Source organism: Marinoscillum sp. 108 (genome assembly GCF_902506655.1).
Lineage (GTDB): Bacteria > Bacteroidota > Bacteroidia > Cytophagales > Cyclobacteriaceae > Marinoscillum > Marinoscillum luteum.
Window position 1 is genome coordinate 1 of record NZ_LR734812.1, and the last position, 20496, is coordinate 20496.

General features: G+C 46.0%; 15 protein-coding genes and 1 pseudogene. 10 read left to right on the forward strand and 6 right to left on the reverse strand.

Going from position 1 to position 20496, the window contains the following annotated elements:
- Positions 1 to 222: 222 nt before the first annotated feature.
- Entirely contained in the window at positions 223 to 1356 is a 1134-nt protein-coding gene (locus tag GV030_RS15745; RefSeq protein WP_159584056.1) for a hypothetical protein, read from the reverse strand.
- A 248-nt stretch (positions 1357 to 1604) separates the two neighbouring features.
- Here GV030_RS15745 and GV030_RS15750 point away from each other — a divergent pair, with 248 nt between their 5' ends.
- The 10 genes and pseudogenes from GV030_RS15750 (at position 1605) to GV030_RS15795 (ending at position 17680) form a co-directional block, all read left to right on the forward strand.
- On the forward strand, positions 1605 to 4838 hold the full coding sequence (locus tag GV030_RS15750; protein ID WP_159584058.1) for a SusC/RagA family TonB-linked outer membrane protein: 3234 nt from the start codon (positions 1605 to 1607) through the stop codon (positions 4836 to 4838).
- A gap of 11 nt (positions 4839 to 4849) precedes the next feature.
- Positions 4850 to 6280, forward strand: a complete 1431-nt coding sequence (locus GV030_RS15755) for a SusD/RagB family nutrient-binding outer membrane lipoprotein (protein WP_159584060.1) — start codon at positions 4850 to 4852, stop codon at positions 6278 to 6280.
- Between the two features lie 4 nt (positions 6281 to 6284).
- On the forward strand, positions 6285 to 7067 hold the full coding sequence (locus GV030_RS15760; RefSeq protein ID WP_159584062.1) for a hypothetical protein: 783 nt from the start codon (positions 6285 to 6287) through the stop codon (positions 7065 to 7067).
- On the forward strand, positions 7064 to 8569 hold the full coding sequence (locus tag GV030_RS15765; RefSeq protein ID WP_185155829.1) for an SLC13 family permease: 1506 nt from the start codon (positions 7064 to 7066) through the stop codon (positions 8567 to 8569). The genes GV030_RS15760 and GV030_RS15765 overlap by 4 nt, the downstream gene beginning before the upstream one ends.
- A gap of 5 nt (positions 8570 to 8574) precedes the next feature.
- Complete coding sequence (locus tag GV030_RS15770) at positions 8575 to 10338, forward strand: Ig-like domain-containing protein (protein WP_159584064.1); 1764 nt, start codon at positions 8575 to 8577, stop codon at positions 10336 to 10338.
- Between the two features lie 70 nt (positions 10339 to 10408).
- Positions 10409 to 11761, forward strand: a complete 1353-nt coding sequence (locus GV030_RS15775; RefSeq protein ID WP_159584066.1) for an Ig-like domain-containing protein — start codon at positions 10409 to 10411, stop codon at positions 11759 to 11761.
- 25 nt (positions 11762 to 11786) lie between these two features.
- A complete protein-coding gene (gene pckA / locus GV030_RS15780) occupies positions 11787 to 13412 on the forward strand; it encodes a phosphoenolpyruvate carboxykinase (ATP) (protein ID WP_159584068.1) in 1626 nt (541 codons plus the stop codon).
- An 899-nt stretch (positions 13413 to 14311) separates the two neighbouring features.
- Positions 14312 to 14449, forward strand: a pseudogene (locus tag GV030_RS15785) (transposase); the annotation flags it as partial.
- A 447-nt stretch (positions 14450 to 14896) separates the two neighbouring features.
- The gene (locus tag GV030_RS15790) at positions 14897 to 17404 is read left to right on the forward strand and encodes a WG repeat-containing protein (protein ID WP_159584070.1); all 2508 of its coding nucleotides are present in this window, start codon (positions 14897 to 14899) and stop codon (positions 17402 to 17404) included.
- A gap of 21 nt (positions 17405 to 17425) precedes the next feature.
- Complete coding sequence (locus GV030_RS15795; protein ID WP_159584072.1) at positions 17426 to 17680, forward strand: hypothetical protein; 255 nt, start codon at positions 17426 to 17428, stop codon at positions 17678 to 17680.
- Here the strand turns inward: GV030_RS15795 and coaE are convergent.
- The 5 genes from coaE to GV030_RS15820 all read right to left on the reverse strand — a co-directional run bounded on the left by coaE (position 17657) and on the right by GV030_RS15820 (position 20485).
- Positions 17657 to 18265 (reverse strand): dephospho-CoA kinase, encoded by a 609-nt coding sequence (gene coaE / locus GV030_RS15800; protein WP_159584074.1) that lies wholly within the window; start codon positions 18263 to 18265, stop codon positions 17657 to 17659. The two genes, GV030_RS15795 and coaE, sit on opposite strands and share 24 nt — an antisense overlap.
- Positions 18252 to 19181 (reverse strand): hypothetical protein, encoded by a 930-nt coding sequence (locus GV030_RS15805; protein ID WP_159584076.1) that lies wholly within the window; start codon positions 19179 to 19181, stop codon positions 18252 to 18254. The genes coaE and GV030_RS15805 overlap by 14 nt, the downstream gene beginning before the upstream one ends.
- Positions 19182 to 19206: 25 nt before the next feature.
- The gene (yajC, locus tag GV030_RS15810) at positions 19207 to 19515 is read right to left on the reverse strand and encodes a preprotein translocase subunit YajC (protein WP_159584078.1); all 309 of its coding nucleotides are present in this window, start codon (positions 19513 to 19515) and stop codon (positions 19207 to 19209) included.
- 16 nt (positions 19516 to 19531) lie between these two features.
- Positions 19532 to 20059, reverse strand: coding sequence for a DUF1573 domain-containing protein (locus GV030_RS15815; protein ID WP_159584080.1), 528 nt, complete (start codon positions 20057 to 20059; stop codon positions 19532 to 19534).
- 129 nt (positions 20060 to 20188) lie between these two features.
- Complete coding sequence (locus tag GV030_RS15820; RefSeq protein ID WP_159584082.1) at positions 20189 to 20485, reverse strand: YtxH domain-containing protein; 297 nt, start codon at positions 20483 to 20485, stop codon at positions 20189 to 20191.
- Positions 20486 to 20496 lie beyond the last annotated feature (11 nt).

Genomic DNA, 20496 nt, shown 5'->3' on the forward strand with positions numbered 1-20496 from the left:
TTGGCTTTTTGCGTTTTATGGCCTGGATGAGAACCAGCGGGGGGTCGGTTCGAAATCGGAGCGCAGCGTAGATTCACGAGGGGTTTGCGCGCATGGCTGTGCGTATGAGTAATCCAGTCACCTCGACCAGCAAAGCCAACCTGTTTAGGTTGGCTTTTTGCGTTTTATGGCCTGGATGAGAACCAGCGGGGGGTTGGTTCGAAATCGGAGGGAGGTGTTCTCCTAATTACTACTCACCCTACAGGTGTTTTTAATGTACTGATCTTTGAGGACAAAGGTCTTGGTGTAATTCATCGCCAGTCGGCTGGTGGTCAGTTGACAATTGAAGCTCATTTCATCTCCATCCTTGATCAAATGTATGTTTGAAGAGGGTACTTGTGCGGGCTCACAGGTTATTGGTCTGGAAAAATCTTCCAGCCGGTTGGTAGCTATTCTGTTTAACTCACTTAAAATATCTTTGATCAAGTTTTTACTAGAAAAGAGCTCTTCCAACTCCTCCTGATCGGTAAATTCGAGATCGCGTCCGATCACCTTTCCTGAACGATGGATGACCAATGAGTCAATTTCAAATTCATTTCTAAAGAAGGTATGTACTGTGGCCACTTTCACAAAGTTATTGTCAAGGCTGAAGTCTAGTTGCTTATAAAAGTCCTTGAGGGCCAGGTCTTTCCTGATGAAAGAATCAATCGGAAGCTCCCTTCTGTCATACCAGATTTCATGCTTTTGGTATTCGTAGCCTTCTATGATTTTTCCCTTGGGGTCTTTCTCACTCATACAGCGGGCATACATATTCACCTCGGTAGCAGAGTAGTGGAATCCATTTCTTTCCCTGAAAAAAGGAATTTTATATCCTTCCTTCAGTTCCCATTTGCCCTGATACTTATAGCATGGATAATTGCAGTCTTCCGGTAAGTCATCCAGTTTAACATATGGATTGATAAATGCCGTTTCGAAAGTCCATTTGAGCATGTTGTCCCTGGGAGACTTCTCAGAGTCTGGTAGCTCCTGATAGCTGCCAGGTCGCCAAATGATTGTCAGGATGAGTAAGAGTACGACAAGCACGGTGGCACCAAGCCAACCGGGGTGCTTTTTCCAATCTTGGGTGCCACCCAGCTTGCGTCCAAGCTCAGATTCTAGTTGCACCACCATCAATATCCTGTCTATGCTTTGGATGGCACGCTGATATTCCCCTGCGGTGGCCGATTCGTTGATCAATCTGGAAAACTGTGCATCACTATATCCAAGCTCCCGTGCAATTTCAGAATTGCTCGATTTCTCGAACCTCTTATGGCTTTCATCAAATTTTCCAAAGAGTTTCTTGAGCTTATGGATGAAATCACTGTAGAGTTCCGTCATTATGGTGTAATTCTAATAAATTCCTGCAAATAGGCTCCGATTCTTTTTGGCCGGATTTGTTGAAATCGCATAAAATTCCTTGAAAAAGGATATAATCTCTCAAAGTATGTATTTCGCAAAAAAATGCCCCTATAATTACGAATCACTCATTTTTAAACCTATACGAATGCGATATATTATGAATATGTTGCTTTCGAGGGCTGCTGGCGAGTGGTTTTATACTTTTTATCAACCAAAAAATGACACCTATGCCAAAAAACAAACTAATTCTAATCCTCTGCGCCTTGTGGCTATCCAGTCTGGGGGCAATTGCGCAGCAGACCATCAGTGGTACTGTGAAGGACCCGGATGGTGAGCCCATCATAGGGGCCACTATTATGGTAGAGGGCACCAACTACGGAACCACTTCAGATGTTGATGGCAGATTTAGCATCAAGGCGCAGAATGGTTCATTCCTCACTTTTAGTTTTGTGGGATTTGAAACCCTCAGGAAAACGGTCAATGGGCCTGAGTCGATTGATGTATCCTTAGAGATTGACCTGGAAGAGTTGGATGAGGTGATTGTGACAGCATTGGGTTTCAAGGAAAATCGTGATAACCTCGGATATGCCAATTCGGTGGTCAATAGTGAATCCGTGAGCAAAGCTGCTGAGAGCACTCTGCTGAATTCGCTCTCAGGAAAGTCTTCTGGGGTGAGGGTTTCCCGAAACTCTGGAGACCCGGGTGCCGGGGCGTACATTCAGATACGTGGACTGTCTACGATCACGCGTGATGCCCAGCCGCTGATCGTTGTAGATGGAGTGCCTATTAGCAACGATGTGCGTGGCAACGGTGCTGGTCGAATAGCCCAGCAGTCGAGGCTGAATGACATCAACCCCAACGACATTGAAAATATTACGGTGTTGAAGGGCGCATCGGCGGCAGCACTATGGGGCACTCAGGCACTTGGAGGGGTCATTATGATTACGACCAAGAGTGGCAAATACAATCAAGACCTGAAAGTGACTATTAAGTCGAGCTATTCAGTAGATCAAATCAATCGGAAATACCCGCTCCAAAACACTTTTGGTCAGGGCAACGATGGCGTGTATAATGGGCGGGCACGGGATTCCTGGGGAGACAAAATATCCGAAAGGGCTGGCGGGCAAGATGAGTTTGAAACTTCTGGCGAGTACTTTGTGGATCAGGATGGCAAAATCTGGTACCCGATCAGTGACAAAAAATCTCAGGAAACATACGATGACTCCAATTTCGATCAGGTTTTTCAAAATGGTCATTTTCTCGAAAACAACATTAGCTTGTCCGCAGGGAATGCTAACAGCACTGCGTTCTTTAGCGTGAGCGATCTGAATCAGGAGGGAATTATTCGCAATAATTCTGATTATCGGAGAACGAGCGTAAGATTCAATGGTGAGCACATGCTCAATGAAAAATTTAGAATAAATGCTAACCTGACTTACGCCAAAACTAATTCTAACAGGATAAGAAGAGGGGCGAGCTCATCAGGTCTTTATCTCGGCCTATTGCGGAATCCCACAGACTTTGATATCTCGGGGTACCGAGGAGATTATTATGCAGGGCCGGATGCGGCACCAGTGTCTAACAGACACAGGTCGTATCGGGAGCCATTAGCCGCAGACGCTACTCCTACCTATAATAATCCGCTCTGGACCATTAATGAACAAGAGAATCTGGCTACCGTCAATCGTTTTATCAATACCCTGAAGCTGACTTACTCACCCACAAGCTGGATTGATCTCATCGGTCGGGTGGGCATAGATCATTATAGTGAGGAAAGACAGGAGTTCAATACGCCCGGATCTGCGGCCGGAGAATACCGCACAGGCACTTTCAGTTCCAACCTTGCCTCCAATCTTATTTTTAATATGGATTATATCGCCAAGGCAACCAAATCCATTGGTGGTGATTTTGATTTGTCCCTTCTGGTTGGTTTCAATTTCAACCATAAGCAGCTGAAAGTAGATGGCAGTGAGATTTCTAACTTTATACAATTTACTGATGTGGCCAGCCCCACCAGAGATATAGACAACGCCCTGCCTGAGAACAGGACGGTAGAGAGCTCCTTTGGACAGGAAAGAACGGTGGGTTTATATTCCTCCATGACGTTTTCTGCATTTGATGCCCTCTTTATCAATGGAACCATACGGGCAGAATCTGCGTCAACTTTCGGTAGCCAGGCAGATAATACTTTTATTTTCCCTTCAGTATCGGCGGCATGGCAGTTTCATCAACTGTTGGACGTGGAAGGCGTTTCTTTTGGTAAGCTTCGCGCATCTTATGGTGAGGTGGGTGTGCAGCCTGCCCGGTATAATACCAGCAATGTATTTGTGTCTCCTACTTACTCTGATCAATTCGGTGGTGGGCTCAACCTGGGACTCTATGGCAACGGAGGTTTTGTTCCAAGCACTTCTCGTGGAAACCCTAACCTTCAGCCAGAAAGAAAAAAGGAATTTGAACTGGGAGGCGACCTGAGGTTCCTCAAAGACAGACTTTCCCTGAGTGCAACTTATTTTCAAAACACTACCGAAAATGTGCTCCTCGATTTTCCTATTGCAAATTCAAGAGGCTACGATCGGATTTATTCGAATGGCGCTGAAATTGAAAATAAAGGAGTAGAACTTGACCTGGGTTATACCATTATTGAGACGAAGGATTTTGGTTGGCAAGCCAATGTAATCTACACGGATGTGCAAAACAAAGTGACAGATCTGGCCGGTGTGGAGTCCCTCGCACTAGGAGGATTGGATGCTGTAAACAACCGAGCGGTGGAAGGCAAGTCACTCGGAGTACTCTGGGGATCCAGAACGCTCAGAGATGATGCCGGAAATATCGTCTATGACAAAAACGGATTTCCAGAGCAGGATCAACTGGAAGGCGTGATCGGTGATCCTAATCCAGACTGGCAAGGATCTGTGTCCACCACCATTCGCTACAAAAACTTCGCACTTTCTGCACTTCTTGAGACATTTCAGGGAGCAGATATCTATGCAGGCACCAAATCTGTCTTATATGACCTGGGCCGATGGGAAGGGTCGGCAAAAGAATCAATGTCAACACAGAATTTGCTGGATTACAACGGTAACGTTATTCCGATGGGGACAACCTTCCGGGGAGTGGTACATGATTTCGGCGCAGGGCCTGTGGCCCTCACTGAACCCTGGTATCTGGGAGATGGCGGATTCTTTGGCAATGGAAATGATGAACTCTACATCGAAGATGGTTCGTGGACCAGGTTAAGAGAGCTTGGCCTGAGTTATCAAATGTCTAATTCACTTCTGAAAAAACTCGGGGTGAAATCCGCAGAGATCTCGGCCACAGGAAGAAATCTCTTCCTCTGGACCAAGTTTGAAGGAAATGATCCCGATACCAATTTGAACGGAGTGAGCGCTGCCAGGGGAATTGATTACTTCAATAACCCCAGCACAAAATCCTATGTATTCACCCTACTTCTCAACCTCTAAACGATAAAGACATGAAATTACCTAGCATATTCATATTATCACTATTGGGCGTGGGCATTCTGATCTCATGTGAAGGACTGGTGGAAGGCCTAAACGATGACCCCAATAACCCTACAACAGCATCTTATCAAAACATCCTTACAGGTGCGGAAGTGGGAAACATCATTTTACAGACAGGTGAAACAGCACGAAGGGCTGGTATCTTCTGTGGATATTATACGGGGATACAGCGGCAGCACCAGGGGTTTGACTCCTATACTGTCACTACCAGTGACTTTGACAACTTGTGGGATGATGCTTTTGTGAACACACTTCGGAATGCCAAGGAGGCTCAGGAAGCAGCAGCTCAGGAGGGCATAGAGGGCGTTACTGCCGGGATTGCTCAGGTTATCCAGGCCATGGCCTATGGTACAGAGGCATCTCTATTTGGTGATATCCCTTTTGATGAAGCAGCGGACATTTCCATAGAGCATCCAAAGTTTGAAGCACAGGTTCAGGTTTATCAGAAAATACATTTGCTTTTGGATGAAGCCATTCTCAACCTATCCACTGGTACAGGCAGGCCTACCAGCGGATCCGACATCTTCTTCGATGGGAACCCTGATGCCTGGACTGAGGTGGCATATACGCTTAAGGCGAGATATTTCCTGCATGTGAAGAATTATGAAGCAGCTTATGCGGCGGCAGCCAATGGCATTCAGTCTATGGCCAGCTCACTCTATGCCCCGCATGGGAGTGGTGCCGATGAGTCTAATCTCACTTATCAGTTTTTTGCCGTGCAGGTGAGAGGAGCCGACCTGATCACCTCAGACTTTATGACTAGTCTGGTGGCACCAGACCCTGCTACAAACCCGCAGATCGCTAACTATCGGGGCAATACCAAGACCAACGAAACGGGGAGGTATAAATTTTATTTCCAAATTAATGATGTAGGTACCCAACCTAATACCATTAGTGGGTTGGCCGCCCAAGAGGCCTCCGCTCCGATGGTCACCTATCAAGAAAACCTATTGATCCTGGCTGAGGCGGGCCTTAGATCCCAGAGTTTTGGCATTGGCCTTAGTCATCTCAACGAGTTCAGGGCCTTTATGTCTACAGGTGGTTACCTGACTAGTGCGAGCCCTGCCGACATCCTTTACGATCCTTATGTTTCTGCTGACTTTGATAATGGAGGCATGGAAAATCCTGATGGACTGTCTTCAGAAAATGCTTTGCTACGGGAAATTCTGCAGGAGCGATATGTAACCCTTTTTGGGCAGATAGAGGGCTTTTGTGATACTCGGCGCACTTTGGGTGAGGGTACGGTGCGGGTGCCGGTGGCTCCCAATACAGGCAATGAATTGCCCCAGAGGTTTATTTATCCACAGTCAGAAATAGATAGAAATAAAAATGTGCCGAATCCCATTCCCGGGTTTTTTGAGGCCACAATGGTAAATCAATAATATTATGATGCAGTTTCGATATAGGCAGAATCTCTCTGTTTTGTTGGTCTTTTTCTTTTGTCTGGTAGCCAGCCGTCTGGATGCTCAGCCTAAGGATACCCTCCGAGTGCTTTTTGTAGGCAATAGTTATACCTACTTCTGGAACCTTCCCCAGATGGTGGCTGCGATGGGAGCATCGCGGGATTTCCCGGTGATGGCAAGAAAATCCACTGCCGGTGGCGCTTCACTTAGGCAACACTGGGATGGTGAAAAGGGACTAAAAACCAGACAACTCATAACACAAAGTCAATGGGACGTGGTGGTCATTCAAAACCACAGCCTGAGCAGCATCGATACACCTGAAGAATTTTTATCCTATGGCCAAAAGTTTATTGATCTGATCAGAGAGTCAGGCGCCAGGCCGATGCTGTATGAAACGTGGGCCAGAGCATATAACCCACTGATGCAGGAAAAGATTTCTGCAGGTTATAGCAATCTGGGTAAGGTGAGCACTACGGAGGTCGCGCCTGTTGGGCAGGTGTGGGCACAGGTGAGAAGTCTGCGACCGGATTTGGAGTTGTTTCATGATGATGGAAGTCATCCATCTACAGCGGGGACATATCTGACGGCCTGCGTTTTTTACGCCATGCTCACTGGCGAGAGCCCTATCGGTTTAGCAGATCGGATCAAAATTACAGATAAGAATGGAGAAGAGCTGTACCTGGCGATGATGGGCAAGGATAACGCAGAGTTTCTGCAAACGGTAGTGGAGGCTCACATCCTCAACCCAGAACACATTAAGAAATGATCAGAAAGTATAACAAAACATTTGCTTTGATTTTGGGGCCGCTCTCTTTCCTGATCATGGAGATGGTGGGGCCACCGGAGTCCATGAATATAGAAGCCTATCATGTGCTGGCCTCTACCGTCTGGATAGCTATCTGGTGGGTGATGGAAGCTGTACCGATAGCGGTGACAGCCCTGCTGCCTATTTTACTTTTCCCAATGACCGGCGCACTGGATATTGGCAGTACCACAGAGTCATTCGGGCACAAGTACATATTCCTGTATATGGGTGGGTTTATTTTGGCCATTGCCATAGAAAAATGGGGCCTTCATAGACGTATAGCCTTGAACATCATTCGAATTATAGGTTCAAATGTTTCCAACATCATTCTGGGATTTATGGTAGCTACGGCTTTCCTCTCCATGTGGATATCCAATACAGCGACTTCTGTGATGATGCTCCCGATAGGCACGGCCATTGTTTCTCAGTTTAAGAAAAATACCAATGGCTCGGCACATGATGGAAATGCTCTGGGAAAAGCTTTAATGCTGGGGATTGCTTACAGTGCATCGATCGGTGGCATTGCCACATTGATCGGCACACCTCCCAACCTGGTGTTGGCCGGCATTTTGGAGGAAATCTACAATGTGAAACTGAGCTTCTTTGAATGGATGATGTTTGGTTTGCCGACTTCCGCTATTCTCACGGTGATTTGCTGGAGATATCTTACCAAATATGCTTTTCGATTTGATGAAATCGAGTTTCCGGGAGGCAAAGGGGAGATTAGAGACATGATTCGGGCACTGGGCAAAATCAGCTTTGAAGAAAAGGCCGTTTTGGTGGTATTTATCTGTACAGCGTTCGCATGGATTTTCAGGTCACTGCTCCAAAAGGTTATTCCCGGACTTGATGATACCATCATTGCCATGACTTCTGCGGTGGTCCTCTTTATGATCCCGGACAAAACAAGGTCAAGAAAACTGATCAAATGGAAAGAGGCTGTGAAACTGCCCTGGGGCATCATTTTGCTCTTTGGTGGTGGAATGGCTCTGGCCAAAGGATTTACTTCTACCGGTCTGGCTGAGTGGATTGCCAATCAAATGACCAGAATGGATGGACTTACATTGATTGTGTTGATTTTGGTACTGGTGACCATTGTGAATTTTCTGACGGAAATCACCTCCAACCTGGCCACTACGGCCATGCTTTTACCAGTACTTGCCCCTATGGCTCTGTCTTTCAATTTGCATCCATTTATGATCATGGTACCTGTAACTCTGGCAGCTTCATGTGCTTTTATGCTCCCGGTGGCCACACCCCCTAATGCAGTGGTCTTCGGGTCTGGCTACCTCCGAATTCCTGATATGATCAGCTCAGGGTTCTGGATGAACCTCATTTCCATAATGCTGATCACCATAGCTACCTATTTCGCGCTGCCTTACTTGTGGGACATTGATCCCAACCTTTTCCCGGAAGGGTTTAAGCAATTTCAAAATCTAAATAGTACTAACCTCAATCGTTGATGATCATGAAAAATATAAACTCTAATATCAAATACCTGATTGCTTTGCTGGTAGTCTCGATGACCTTGCTGACTGCCTGCACAGAGGAAGAAAACCCAGCCATCTCGAACGACCTGCGGGTGATTTCTATTACTTATAATGCTACGGCACTGGAGGAGGGTAGTGAAGTGGAAACAGAAAACCCACAGATTGAAATGGTCTTTTCACACTCATTGAACACTACGGCTCTGGAGGAGGCTTTGTCCATTAGCAATGTGACTGACTATGTGTTCAGTTACGACGAAACCAATTCATTTGTCACCATCGCATTTTCCTCACCTCTTGATTATGAGACAAGTTATACCCTCAGTTTGCCTGGAGGAAGCTATGGTGCCAGCGGAGAGGCTCTGGTAGACGACTATGCTCTTACTTTTTCCACCAAAGCATTTGTTCCATCGCAGGTCACGCTATCGGTGGATAAAACAGGCCTTCTTGAAGGAGAGTCTGCATCGATCAGCGCTACAATTAATCAACCTACCACAGTGGATGTGACGGTGAGTTTGTCTTTTGCAGGGAATGCGATACACGGTATGGACTATTCTCTCAGTGCTGAAAGTTTAAGTATCCCCAAAGGGAGCACAAGTAGCACTGTGACCCTTACAGCCATTAACGATTCGGACATTGAGGGAGAGGAGAGTGTTCAGGTTACCATTGGTGAGCTCATCAATGCCGTAGAGAGTGGAACACAACAAATCAACCTGACGATCAATGATGAACTGCCAGCCTTGATCATTAAAGGGGTGATGGCGTTGCGATGGGCTACTGAAACTGACGGCAACAGCGGTAAGGCTGTACACCTGAAGGCCGTTGAGGATATTGCCGATCTTAGCCTGTATAGCCTGGGGGTCGCCAATAATGGAGGTGGAACCGACAGCATAGAGTTCAACCTACCCACTATGTCGGTATTGGCGGGTGAGGATATCCTGATAGCTCGTGAACCATCGGCGCTCGAGAGCTATTTTGAAACTACATGTTATGGGGAGTTTGAGCACATCATTCAAACCGATGAAATGAGCCAGAACGGGGATGATGCCATTGAGTTATTCAAGGGTACAGCGGTGATAGAGACTTACGGAGATGCTGATGTAGATGGAACAGACCAGTCTTGGGAATATGCCGGGTCATGGGCATATAAGTTGGGTGGCAATTGGACTACAGGATTAGTTAATTGCAGCGAGGGGTCTTCCAGTACCTTGGAGTCGGACTGCATATATCCATTGTGTGACAATCCACTTATTCTCAAGGGGGTTTTGGCCATTTCGTGGGATGGTTCTGGTACCAATGGAGGAAAGGCCGTGCACCTTTTGGCAAATCGAGACATAGCCGATCTGGGAGTATATGGTGTAGGTGTAGCAAATAATGGCGGAGGCACCGATGGGCTGGAGTATTCTCTAACATCCATGTCTGTGTCTGAGGGAGATCACATTCTTCTGGCAAGGGAAGTAAACACGCTGAGCACCTATTTTGGCACCTGCTTTAGTGGATTCAATCATGTCTTTGAGACGGATGCCATGAATCAAAATGGAGATGATGCCATTGAGCTATTTGAGGGATCTACGATTATTGAGGTATTCGGAGATTCTGATGTGGACGGCACAGGTCAGCCTTGGGAGTATGCCGGATCATGGGCTTACAAAGTAGGCAGTAAATGGACCCATGGAGGGGTGGATTGTGCAGCAACATCCACCACCACTCAAAATTCTGCCTGTCCATATACTTTTTGTGATTAAAATGAAATTAAGGGTGTCTCATTAAGTGTGAATTGAGACATCCTTGGTTTTTTTTACTAAAAAACGTTCGATGAAGTTAAAATTAATGCTGCTAGTGATACTGAGCATGGCTTTAGTGTCTTGCGGAGATCAAACTCCTGCACCGAAGAACCTCATCATTATTTCTGCCACTATAAATGGAGCAGCTTTGACGGATGGGTTGTCAGGGGTGCAGATAGATTCTGAGATTTCACTTGTGTTTGATGCTTCTGTGGATTTGGACCAGCTGAAGGCTCACCTTTCCCTGGAGGCAGAGGACACGATGGTTCCGGTGGAGGTTTTACTGTCCAATGCACAGTCAAAGGCTCAGATCACCGCAGATCTGAGCTACAAGACTCAATATACGCTCACACTGTCAGTAGGAGAAATAGGAGCCAGCGGCGAATCACTTCAGGAAGGGTTCATGGTCAACTTCACCACAGCCGAAGACGAAATCATCCGCGAATTGGCTCCCTGTACTAACCTCTCGTGTATCGAGACATTGGAGGTAGAGGATCAGGGACAATCGGCAAGCTTTGACTTTTATAGCAGCCACCCCATCCTTCTGGAAAACGCTCAATGGGAAACACTTCGAAATGCTGTCATTGTGGTGCATGGACAAAACAGGGACGCTGATAATTACTTCACCTACCTCACAACTGCACTCAGAAATACGGAACTTCAAAACAATACGGTACTCCTGGCTCCATGGTTCAAAGAAGAATCCGACGCTAATGATCAGGATTTTTACTGGAATACTTCCAGTTGGCGGGAAGGGCAACCCTCCAATGGCCATGTAAGGATCAGCTCGTTTGCTTTAGTAGATAACTTGATCAATATCTTAGTGGACAAGTCACGGTTTCCAGTTTTGGAAAAAATACTGGTTACGGGTCATTCTTCCGGGGGCCTTTTCACCCATGTTTATGCAGGGGCCAATTTCTCACAAAGCATTCATAGCGCCATCGATTTCGAATATGTGGTAGCTAACAGTCAGTACTTGTATTATCCCAATAACTATCGATACAATGAACAGGCCGGAACCTTTTTTGAGCCATCAGATTGTGCAGGATACAATTACTGGCCGCTTGGCTTTCAGAGTGCTCCATCTTATCTGAATGGACTTTCCCCAGAAGACTTCAATGGTCAGTTTGCTGGCAGAAAAGTGGTTTACTTTTTGGGCAATAACACGAGCAACGATGGCGCCCTAAACACCTCTGACTGCAGCGCAACACTGCTTGGGTCCACCAGGTATCAGCGCGGAGAGAATATCTTCACTTTTATGAATGCTTATTATCCGGGTCAGCATGCACATACCCGTAGCATTGTGGACGGGATAGGACACGATGGACAAGGGATGTTCCTGTCACAGGAATTCTCCATACTTCTGAGCGAAAAACTCAATTAATCAACCACTAATAATTTATATAACCATGCTAGAGTTTGGTATTAAGTCCAAAAAATCGGGGCTCACAGAATCAGGAATCAAACAGGTAAAAGAGGCCTGGTGGAATCTGGATCCCTCTCAACTCACCGAAATCGCACTACAAAACCGCGAAGGGACACTTTCGGACACAGGTGCCCTCATGTGCGATACGGGTCAGTTTACCGGGCGCTCACCCAAAGACAGATTTATAGTCAGGGATTCTAAAACTGAAAATGCCGTGTGGTGGGGGGATATTAACATTCCAATCTCTCCGGATAGTTTTGACCGATTGTATGCCAAAATGCTTGGCTATCTGGCTGATAAGAAAGTCTATGTACGAGACGCTTATGCTGGAGCAGATAAGACCCATCGCATCAAATTGAGGGTGATTAATACTGTGGCCTGGCATAATCTTTTTTGCTTCAACATGTTTATCCGACCAGAGCGGTACCAACTGGAGACTTTCGTACCAAACTTTACCATCATCAACTGCCCGGGGTTCTTGGCAGATCCCGAAACAGATGGGACACGACAGGAAAATTTTTCAGTCATTGACCTGACCCGTCGGATCATCCTTATTGGAGGTACAGGCTACTCTGGAGAAATGAAAAAGGGAATTTTTTCTGTGCTCAATTTTCTCCTGCCCCTTGAGGAGGGAGTCTTCCCCATGCACTGCTCTGCCAATATGGGTATAAAGGATCGGGATACGGCTATCTTTTTTGGACTGTCCGGAACCGGTAAAACCACCCTTTCGGCTGATCCGGAAAGACTATTGATTGGTGATGACGAGCATGGCTGGACTATGCGCAATGTATTCAACTTCGAAGGAGGATGCTATGCCAAGACAGTTGGTTTGAGTCATGAGAAGGAACCCGAAATATTCAATGCCATAAAGTTCGGAGCCATTTTGGAAAACACCCGATTTTTGCCAGAATCACGCGAGGTGGATTATGACAATGTAGAGGTCACTGAAAACACGAGGGTTTCTTATCCTATTAGTTACATTCCTAATGCAGTGGAGCCCTCTATAGGAGGTATTCCGAAAAACATTTTTTTCCTGACTTGCGATGCTTTTGGGGTAATGCCCCCTATCCAGCGATTGTCCACTGCTCAAGCGATGTATCATTTTGTATCCGGGTATACCTCAAAAGTAGCTGGTACTGAGGATGGTGTGAAAGAGCCAACGCCTGTGTTTTCTGCCTGCTTCGGTGCACCTTTCATGCCCCTCCACCCGGCTGAGTATGCCAAGCTGCTCGGGCGCAAATTGGAGGAAAATCATACTAACGTGTGGCTCATCAATACAGGATGGACAGGAGGGCCTTATGGAGTGGGTTCCAGAATTAAACTCAAATATACCCGAGCCATGATCTCAGCTGCGCTTTCCGGCATTTTGGACAATGTCGGATATCGAACCCACTCACTATTTGGTGCGGAGATTCCTACCAGCTGCCCTGGTGTGCCGGCAGAAATTCTAAGTCCACGAGAAACCTGGAAGAACGACCAGGCATTTTACCAAATGGCTAATAAGCTGGTCTTGAAGTTCCATAAGAACTTTGACCAATTCAGAGGGAATACCGGAGCGGACATTCTGTTGGGAGAACCCAAAGTGAACGAGCAGTACCAGAAGGCCTGAATATCCGAAAGGGACAAAACGTATTCTAAAATACTTGCAAAAGGTTACGGTGTACGTCGTAATTCAGGAATGTACAGGTATAAAGGAGGATTGGTGCCAGGCCTTGTCGGACCAGTGAGGTTAGTGCTTTTTTGGGATCACTACGGATCAAGCAATATTCGTGTGGGGTAACACTATATAGTTATATTTTGTAAGGAAGAATTAATTCACTCCGGATTCAGAACATAGTGACGCAAATGAGGGCGGGGCATCCAAGTCTTGCCCGCCTGGGATAAGCGTGAATCATTTTGACTCTAACAATTCCTAAAAACCCTAGCACGATTAGTCAAAATGATTTTTTGCGTGCGACCGGCTAAGTTGGTGCCCTTCTGTAGTATCACTAAATGCTTTCTTTGTCCACGCCGCCTAGGGCAAGCAAAGAAATGAAGATAGGTAGCCAATCAGTTGGATTGAGTCACATGAGGTGCCAGATTACGGATCACTATCCACTTTTAATACAATCTCGGATCAAGCAATATTGGTGTGTGGTAACTCTATATAGTTATATTTTGTAAAGCCCAATTAATGGACTGTGAATTTCGAAAAGTAGGAACGCTCAGGAGGGTGGGGCATCCAAGCCTTGCCCGGCCGGGACAAGTGTGAATCATTTTGACTCCAATAAAATTCCAAAAAAAGGCTGAAACACGATGAGTTAAAATGATTTTTTGCGTGCGACCGGCCAGGTTGGTGCCCTTCTGTAGGACGACCACCAATTGTTTTCTTTGCCTACGCGGCCCGGGGCAAGCAAAGAAAATGAAGGGTAAGTGGCCAATCAACTAGATTGAGGTATATAAGGTATCAGATCACAACTTCACCATCCATCTTTAATGCAATCTCCCCACAGGAATTCCGCTTGATCCCTCAATTACTTCAATCAAAGAAGTACCAATGCTGCTGCCGAATCTTTCAATGCCAAAATCAAAGCTCTAAGGGCTCAGTTTAGAGGCGTAAGAAAAGTATGTTTCTTCCTATATCGACTCTCTAAAATCTATGCATAGTACAATCCCCCCACAGGAATTCCGCTTGATCCCTAATTTCCGTTTGATCGGGTTTAGACGGGCACAAAAAAAGGGGGCAAGAAACTTGCCCCCAGTTTAAGATCGATCCATAACTGGTTGGAATCGAATCTTAGGATCTGGCTTTCGCCAGATCAATCACCGCCTAAAATTTACTCGCCTTTGCGAATTAATTAGGTAAATGTATTGAAAACACTTAAAAAGCAATAAGTCAAATGAATAAACGGAGCAAATTGCGTTTAAACGGGAATATTCTTTGACTCAATAAACAGGGACTCAATTTTTTGAGGGAGGTCGTAAATATTTGTTATTATTTTGCGCAGCTGGCAGCATAGAAAGATGGCGAAGAAAATTTTAATTATTGTTTTATTGACGGCCCATTTTGGGGCAACTCTTTGGGCTGGTCCTTTGGAAAAACTCCAAAAACTGATGGAAAAGGGGGATTACGAAAAAGCCGAAAAGGTGGCGCGTAAATCCCTGGAGAAGGAGCGTGTGAATCCCGGATCCAGATACTATATGTCGCTCCTTTTTTTGGAGGAGAGGTATCACCTTTATCAGGTGGATTCAGCATATGCCTATATCACCAACGCACTGTCTGATCTGGGGGTGGCGACTGCTGAGGTCAGGGAGGAACTCATGGAGGCCGGGTTGGATTCCTCAAGATTTGTAGCCCAAAGACAACAGGTAGAATTGGCTGCTTTTGCACGGACGGAGAGCGAGATGTCAATTGCGGCTTTTGAACAATACCTAGCGAAATTCCCTGAGGCAGTGAAGAAGGGAAGGGCCATTTTCATGCGTGATAGCCTGGCGTTTGGACAGGCTTCTGAGCAGGACACCTGGCAGGCTTATGAGCGATTTTTTGAGGAATATCCGCAATCCACCTTTGTGCCAGACGCACGCAGCAGGTACCAGTCCTTAATTTTTAAAGACTACACCAAAGATGATAAGCTGGAGAGCTACATCAAGTTTTTGGAGGATCATCCGGATACCCCCTTTCGGAAAATGGCAGAGGAGATCATTTTTGAGCGGCGTACCATTCTGAATCAGTGGTCAGATTATAGCTGGTTTGTGAAGACTTATCCAGCCTCCCATCTGAGAAAAAAAGCAGTGGACATGCTGTATTACCTGGGCGCTCCTGACTCCCTTCAACGGCTCGCGAGTTTGCATCCGCAGCCTGATTCATTACGGAGCATCGCTGGTGTGCAGGATAAGCTTCTGTTGCCATTTTTGGAAGGGAATAAATTTGGACTAATGGATCTGAAGGGAGTAACCATTATCCCGCCTGCTTATCATGAGATTTCTGAAGACTATATATGCGGGGGTATCACCAGCGATTGGCTGCAGGTGCGGGCAGACAAGACAACTGCTGTGGTCAATAGGTTGGGGCAGGTGATTGTCTCTGACGTTGAGGACATTAAAGAGATCAGCGCAGCTGTCAGGATTGTGTATCGTGATGGCGAAGGGTTTTTGTACCACAGTTCGGGCTATCAAATTTCAGGACTGACTGTTGATGATGCACAAGAACTGTCCAATGGATGGATCGCTTTTAAACATAATTATGAGTGGGGGTTGATTACGCCTGGCGGTTATCTTTTGGCCAAGCCTGGCTATACTTCTATTGCCTCTCAGGGATCATTCATCCTATTTGAATCGGACGGCCTTTTTGCTATTTCTGACGTGAGCGAGGTGGCACAGGGAATCTCTTCCGGATTGTCATTTGTATATGATGACTATGAAATGATTGGTGATAGTCTGGTGCAGGTGTTTCGGGAAGATCAGGAAAGTTTAATTGGCCGGAACCTGGAGGTATTGGTGCCTTTGGCGGCTCACCAGATTTATTTTGATGGTTCGTTTTGGTATGTGAAGGATTCTGAGGGGTATTACCTCCTGGATGAATTTCACAAGAGGAAAGCACCGGTATTTGCAGAAATCGAGGTAAACGATGGGTGGCTGGCTTTCAGAAAGCCAGATGCCTGGATGTTGCTCTCACGTCTGGGTCAGGAGTCGGTGGACCTGCTGACGGGCCTGGATTCAGTCAAACTGCTATCGCAGCATGCCGCCTATGTACAAAGAGGAGATCAGGGTCAGCTTTTGTTTCAGAATGGTTTAACAAGGACGTTGGGCGCAGGTGATGGCATTAGGGTCATTGGGCCGCAGGCACGGGAATCAAAGGCGAGCTATCTGCTACTGAGTCAGGCCAAAAAACAATCAGTGATTGGTGCGTCTGGAGACGTGATTCTGGAAAAACAACTGGACGAAGTGGCTCTGCTGACGGATTCATTGTTTCGTGTGAAAAAAGGAAAAAAGATAGGCCTCATGAATACCAAAGGCAAGGAAGTCCTTCCTTTCAAATATGAAGTGATTGATGAAAAGAATGGCCTCGTTTTTCTCTTGCAAGATGGAAAGATCGGATGCCTGGATCTGAACAATGGCGTACTCCTGCCCTCTGAGTATGAGACTCGAATCCAGACATTCGGTCAGTACTATGAGGTTAAAAAAGGGGGCAAAGTGGGGCTGGTGAATGGGGCCAATAAATGGATGCTTCCGGCTGAATTTGATCAGCTTTTGAAGTGGAATGATACCACCTGCTGGGTGCGGTCAGGGACCATCTGGTCGCTTAGGACCTTTGAAAATGAAGTGGTAATGGATGCCATTCGGTCGGTGCGTCCATGGTTTTCGGTGGATGGTCAGTCTTTGGCCATCGTGGTGGGAGAAGACGGCCATGGGTTGATGACCGATACCAGGGGCATTTTGCTTCCTATGCAATACAATGACATTCTCAACCTGGGAACAAAGGAGGCTCCTTTGTTTTTTGCTGAGCAACATCTTAAAACGGCAGCCTTTTTCGTGGTAACTTATTTTGACCTGGCCGGTGCGCCCATTCGGTCTCAGGCCTTTCGCCCGGAAGAATATGAACGGATTTACTGTGATCAGTAAATTCTTTAGTAACTTAAATGCATGACCAAAAATCGTTTTCTCGGACTTTCATTCCCTGAAAGGGCCAAGTGGCTCTACTTTAATGGACAGTTGATTACTTCCATCAGATATTATCGGCACAAAATCAATTTGTACCTGCTGGACAGGGTATATGTGGAGGTATTTTACAACAACAGCGAGGATCGTGTGGACCGGATAGAGCCCCTGGATGTGCGGTCCAAGAGAATGAATTTTTATGCAGATCAGATCAAATTACCCAGAGATCTTACCCAATAATTGCTCATGTATTTTTAAGACCTGAGGGATGACAGCCGTGGTTTCATCATTGGTGATGATGTATTGGGAGCGAGCTACTTTTTTATCCTCTGCCCATTGGGCGGCCATCATTTTTTTCACATCCTGTTCGGTTCTATGGGCATCTCTTTTGAGTACGCGACGCATTCTCAGAGATTCGTCTGCAGTCACTGTGATTATGGCACTCAGCGATTGGTACGATCCCGATTCGAAAAGCAGAGCAGCTTCTTTCAGGACATACGGAGTGGCTTGCTTTCCAGCCCAATGGTCAAAATCTTTGGCTACTGCCGGATGTACCAGGGCGTTCAGGCTTGATAGTAGAGACTGATCAGAAAAGGCCAGCCGGGCAATGTGCGTTCGATTGATTTGCTGGTGATCATAGGCTTCAGTCCCGAATAAGGACACAATGCCTTCCTTTAATTCCCGATCATTGTTCATGAGCCACTTGGCGCGGCTGTCTGCATCATACACGGGAATACCGAGGGTTTTGAATATGCGGGCTACTGTGCTTTTTCCTGCCCCTATCCCGCCAGTAATACCAACGAGAGCGGGTCTATTTCCGGACATGAATCACTTTTATGTTCTCCGGGATCACATCTATATCCATGGCTTCCTCCGGTTGGTAAACCAGGATGGCGAGTACAGTAGAGTCAGCCCGATCCAGCATGTGGAGGTCCGCCGTGATGGCAAAATCGCGGGTACTGTAGTCCTCTTCTTTTGATTGCTGTATGGTATAGAAAATCTGCACAAAATCGGTGGAGAGTACCACGGATGAATCCTCAGGGAAATTTTCCTTTTCGATGGGGATTTGAATACTTCGTCGCTCGAATTTATCAACCTGAAACTGAATTCTAACCTGATCAGGAATACTGGAGGTGAGTCTGCCACCCTTTAGTTTCACATCGATCTCCCGATTGAAATTGCTACTGATTCCACGGCTTTCTATCCAGACCTGGTGGGATGTACCCAGCGTATCGTAGAAACTCTGTGGTCCTACCAGGATGACGCTATCCGGGGCAAGAGAAATGGGTGAGGTGATCCGGTGATTTTCTGCCAGGTCTATACCCAGGGAATCGATAAAGAGCGCCACTTTTTTCTGTCGCTTTCTTTCGATGTTGATGTAGATCGTATCAGTGGCCAGGTAGTTGATTTTGAGCTCGTCCAGCTGATCAGACACAATCGGCATGAGCGAATTGCGGGTGTAAAATCCTATTTCCGTAGGGTTTTCCAGTACGATCTGGATAGGCGTGACATTGAACCAAAAGGTTTTTCTAAGAAGATTCCACCCTCCGCTGGATACATCTATGGACAAAGTAGTGGGGAGTGGTTGCATGATCACTACACTGTCCCGGTCAAACTGGAACTCTATGGGGTAGCTGATCCTTGCGTCGTAATCTTTGTTCAGGGCATTAAAAAACCAAAAGGTAGTCGCCCCAATGATTGAGAGCAGGACTACCTTCCAGTTGTTGAATGCCTTTAACACTTATTGGTATATTTTATATACTTGTTTATTGTGCCAATCTTTTGCTGGCATCGAGAGAAATGGATGACTTTTCAATGGTCAGCTTATTGCCTTTATCCACATCCAGGGTAACAGTGGTATCTTCTACAGAAACAATTTTTCCGTGAATTCCACCTACTGTGATTACCTGATCTCCTTTTTTAACAGCCTCTATAAACTTCTTCTGATCCTTTTGCTTTTTTTGCTGAGGTCTGATGAAGAAAAAATAGAAAATAGCTATCATGCCCGCCAGCATGATGAATTGCGTATAATTGGTACCTCCAGCATCTACCTGGAGTAAAAGTGCTTTTATCATTTCAGTTTATTCGAGATTATGAGGGATTAGCCTCTTTGGTTACGTTCGCTTTGATCTTTACCCTGTTGATTTTAGGATAGGTATTGGCCGTAATGGTTACCGTTTTGTTCTGGATACCCGGCTTGCCTTTACTGTTGAACCTTACCTGAATTTCTGCTTCCTCACCTACTGCAATAGGCTCTTTAGGCCAAACTGGTACAGTACAACCACATGAAGCTGTAGCAGAAGAAATAATCAAAGGAGCATCTCCGGTGTTTTTGAATTTGAACATGTGCTCAACGATCTCACCTTCTTTGATGGTACCAAAGTCATGGTCTTCTTCAGCAAACTCGATAGCAGGTAGCGGACCTTCTGGTTTTACCTCAGGTTCGGCAGCTTCCGGAGCTGGGTTGGCTGCAGGACGGGCAGGAGAGCCCTTAGATTCCAATTCTGCAATTTTTCCTTCCAGCTTGGCAATTCTTGATTCCAATTCTTTGTTGCCACAGCTCAGTGCTACTACGCCCAATATGGCAACGAGTAAAATGTTAATGGTATGTCTTTTCATAATAATAAAACTTAGTTTTTATTGCTAAAATCATTACAAACTTAAAGAACAATAAGGATTTTCAGGCCCTAATAATTCCTAATGATTTGTTAACGATGACCCTCTAAACCTGGGTCTTTAGCCACTTGATTATTTGGTTTTGATCTGATCGATGAGTCCGTTGACGTCATCCAGAAGCTTTTCGGCTTTTACCTTGGCGTCCTTCACGATTTTTTCACCTTCTGACTTTGCTTCGTTTTCCACCATGTCTGCACCTTCTACCAGATCTTCCACGATCTCTTCAAGCCGCTTCTTATACTTGTCCAGACGATAGGTAAGTTTATCTCTGGTATTGGTGCCTTTGTCTGGGGCAAAAAGAACACCCAGAACACCTCCTGTGATGGCTCCTAAGATGAATGCAAAAAATGAATTTCCTCGACTGCTCATATTATTCTGAA

What these genes read in the sequence shown, in the direction of transcription:
- GV030_RS15745 (WP_159584056.1), bottom strand. Translation starts at nt 1,356, where the DNA reads ATGACGGAACTCTACAGTGATTTCATCCATAAGCTCAAGAAACTCTTT.
- GV030_RS15750 (WP_159584058.1), top strand. Translation starts at nt 1,605, where the DNA reads ATGCCAAAAAACAAACTAATTCTAATCCTCTGCGCCTTGTGGCTATCC.
- GV030_RS15755 (WP_159584060.1), top strand. Translation starts at nt 4,850, where the DNA reads ATGAAATTACCTAGCATATTCATATTATCACTATTGGGCGTGGGCATT.
- GV030_RS15760 (WP_159584062.1), top strand. Translation starts at nt 6,285, where the DNA reads ATGATGCAGTTTCGATATAGGCAGAATCTCTCTGTTTTGTTGGTCTTT.
- GV030_RS15765 (WP_185155829.1), top strand. Translation starts at nt 7,064, where the DNA reads ATGATCAGAAAGTATAACAAAACATTTGCTTTGATTTTGGGGCCGCTC.
- GV030_RS15770 (WP_159584064.1), top strand. Translation starts at nt 8,575, where the DNA reads ATGAAAAATATAAACTCTAATATCAAATACCTGATTGCTTTGCTGGTA.
- GV030_RS15775 (WP_159584066.1), top strand. Translation starts at nt 10,409, where the DNA reads ATGAAGTTAAAATTAATGCTGCTAGTGATACTGAGCATGGCTTTAGTG.
- pckA (WP_159584068.1), top strand. Translation starts at nt 11,787, where the DNA reads ATGCTAGAGTTTGGTATTAAGTCCAAAAAATCGGGGCTCACAGAATCA.
- GV030_RS15790 (WP_159584070.1), top strand. Translation starts at nt 14,897, where the DNA reads ATGGAAAAGGGGGATTACGAAAAAGCCGAAAAGGTGGCGCGTAAATCC.
- GV030_RS15795 (WP_159584072.1), top strand. Translation starts at nt 17,426, where the DNA reads ATGACCAAAAATCGTTTTCTCGGACTTTCATTCCCTGAAAGGGCCAAG.
- coaE (WP_159584074.1), bottom strand. Translation starts at nt 18,265, where the DNA reads ATGTCCGGAAATAGACCCGCTCTCGTTGGTATTACTGGCGGGATAGGG.
- yajC (WP_159584078.1), bottom strand. Translation starts at nt 19,515, where the DNA reads ATGATAAAAGCACTTTTACTCCAGGTAGATGCTGGAGGTACCAATTAT.
- GV030_RS15815 (WP_159584080.1), bottom strand. Translation starts at nt 20,059, where the DNA reads ATGAAAAGACATACCATTAACATTTTACTCGTTGCCATATTGGGCGTA.
- GV030_RS15820 (WP_159584082.1), bottom strand. Translation starts at nt 20,485, where the DNA reads ATGAGCAGTCGAGGAAATTCATTTTTTGCATTCATCTTAGGAGCCATC.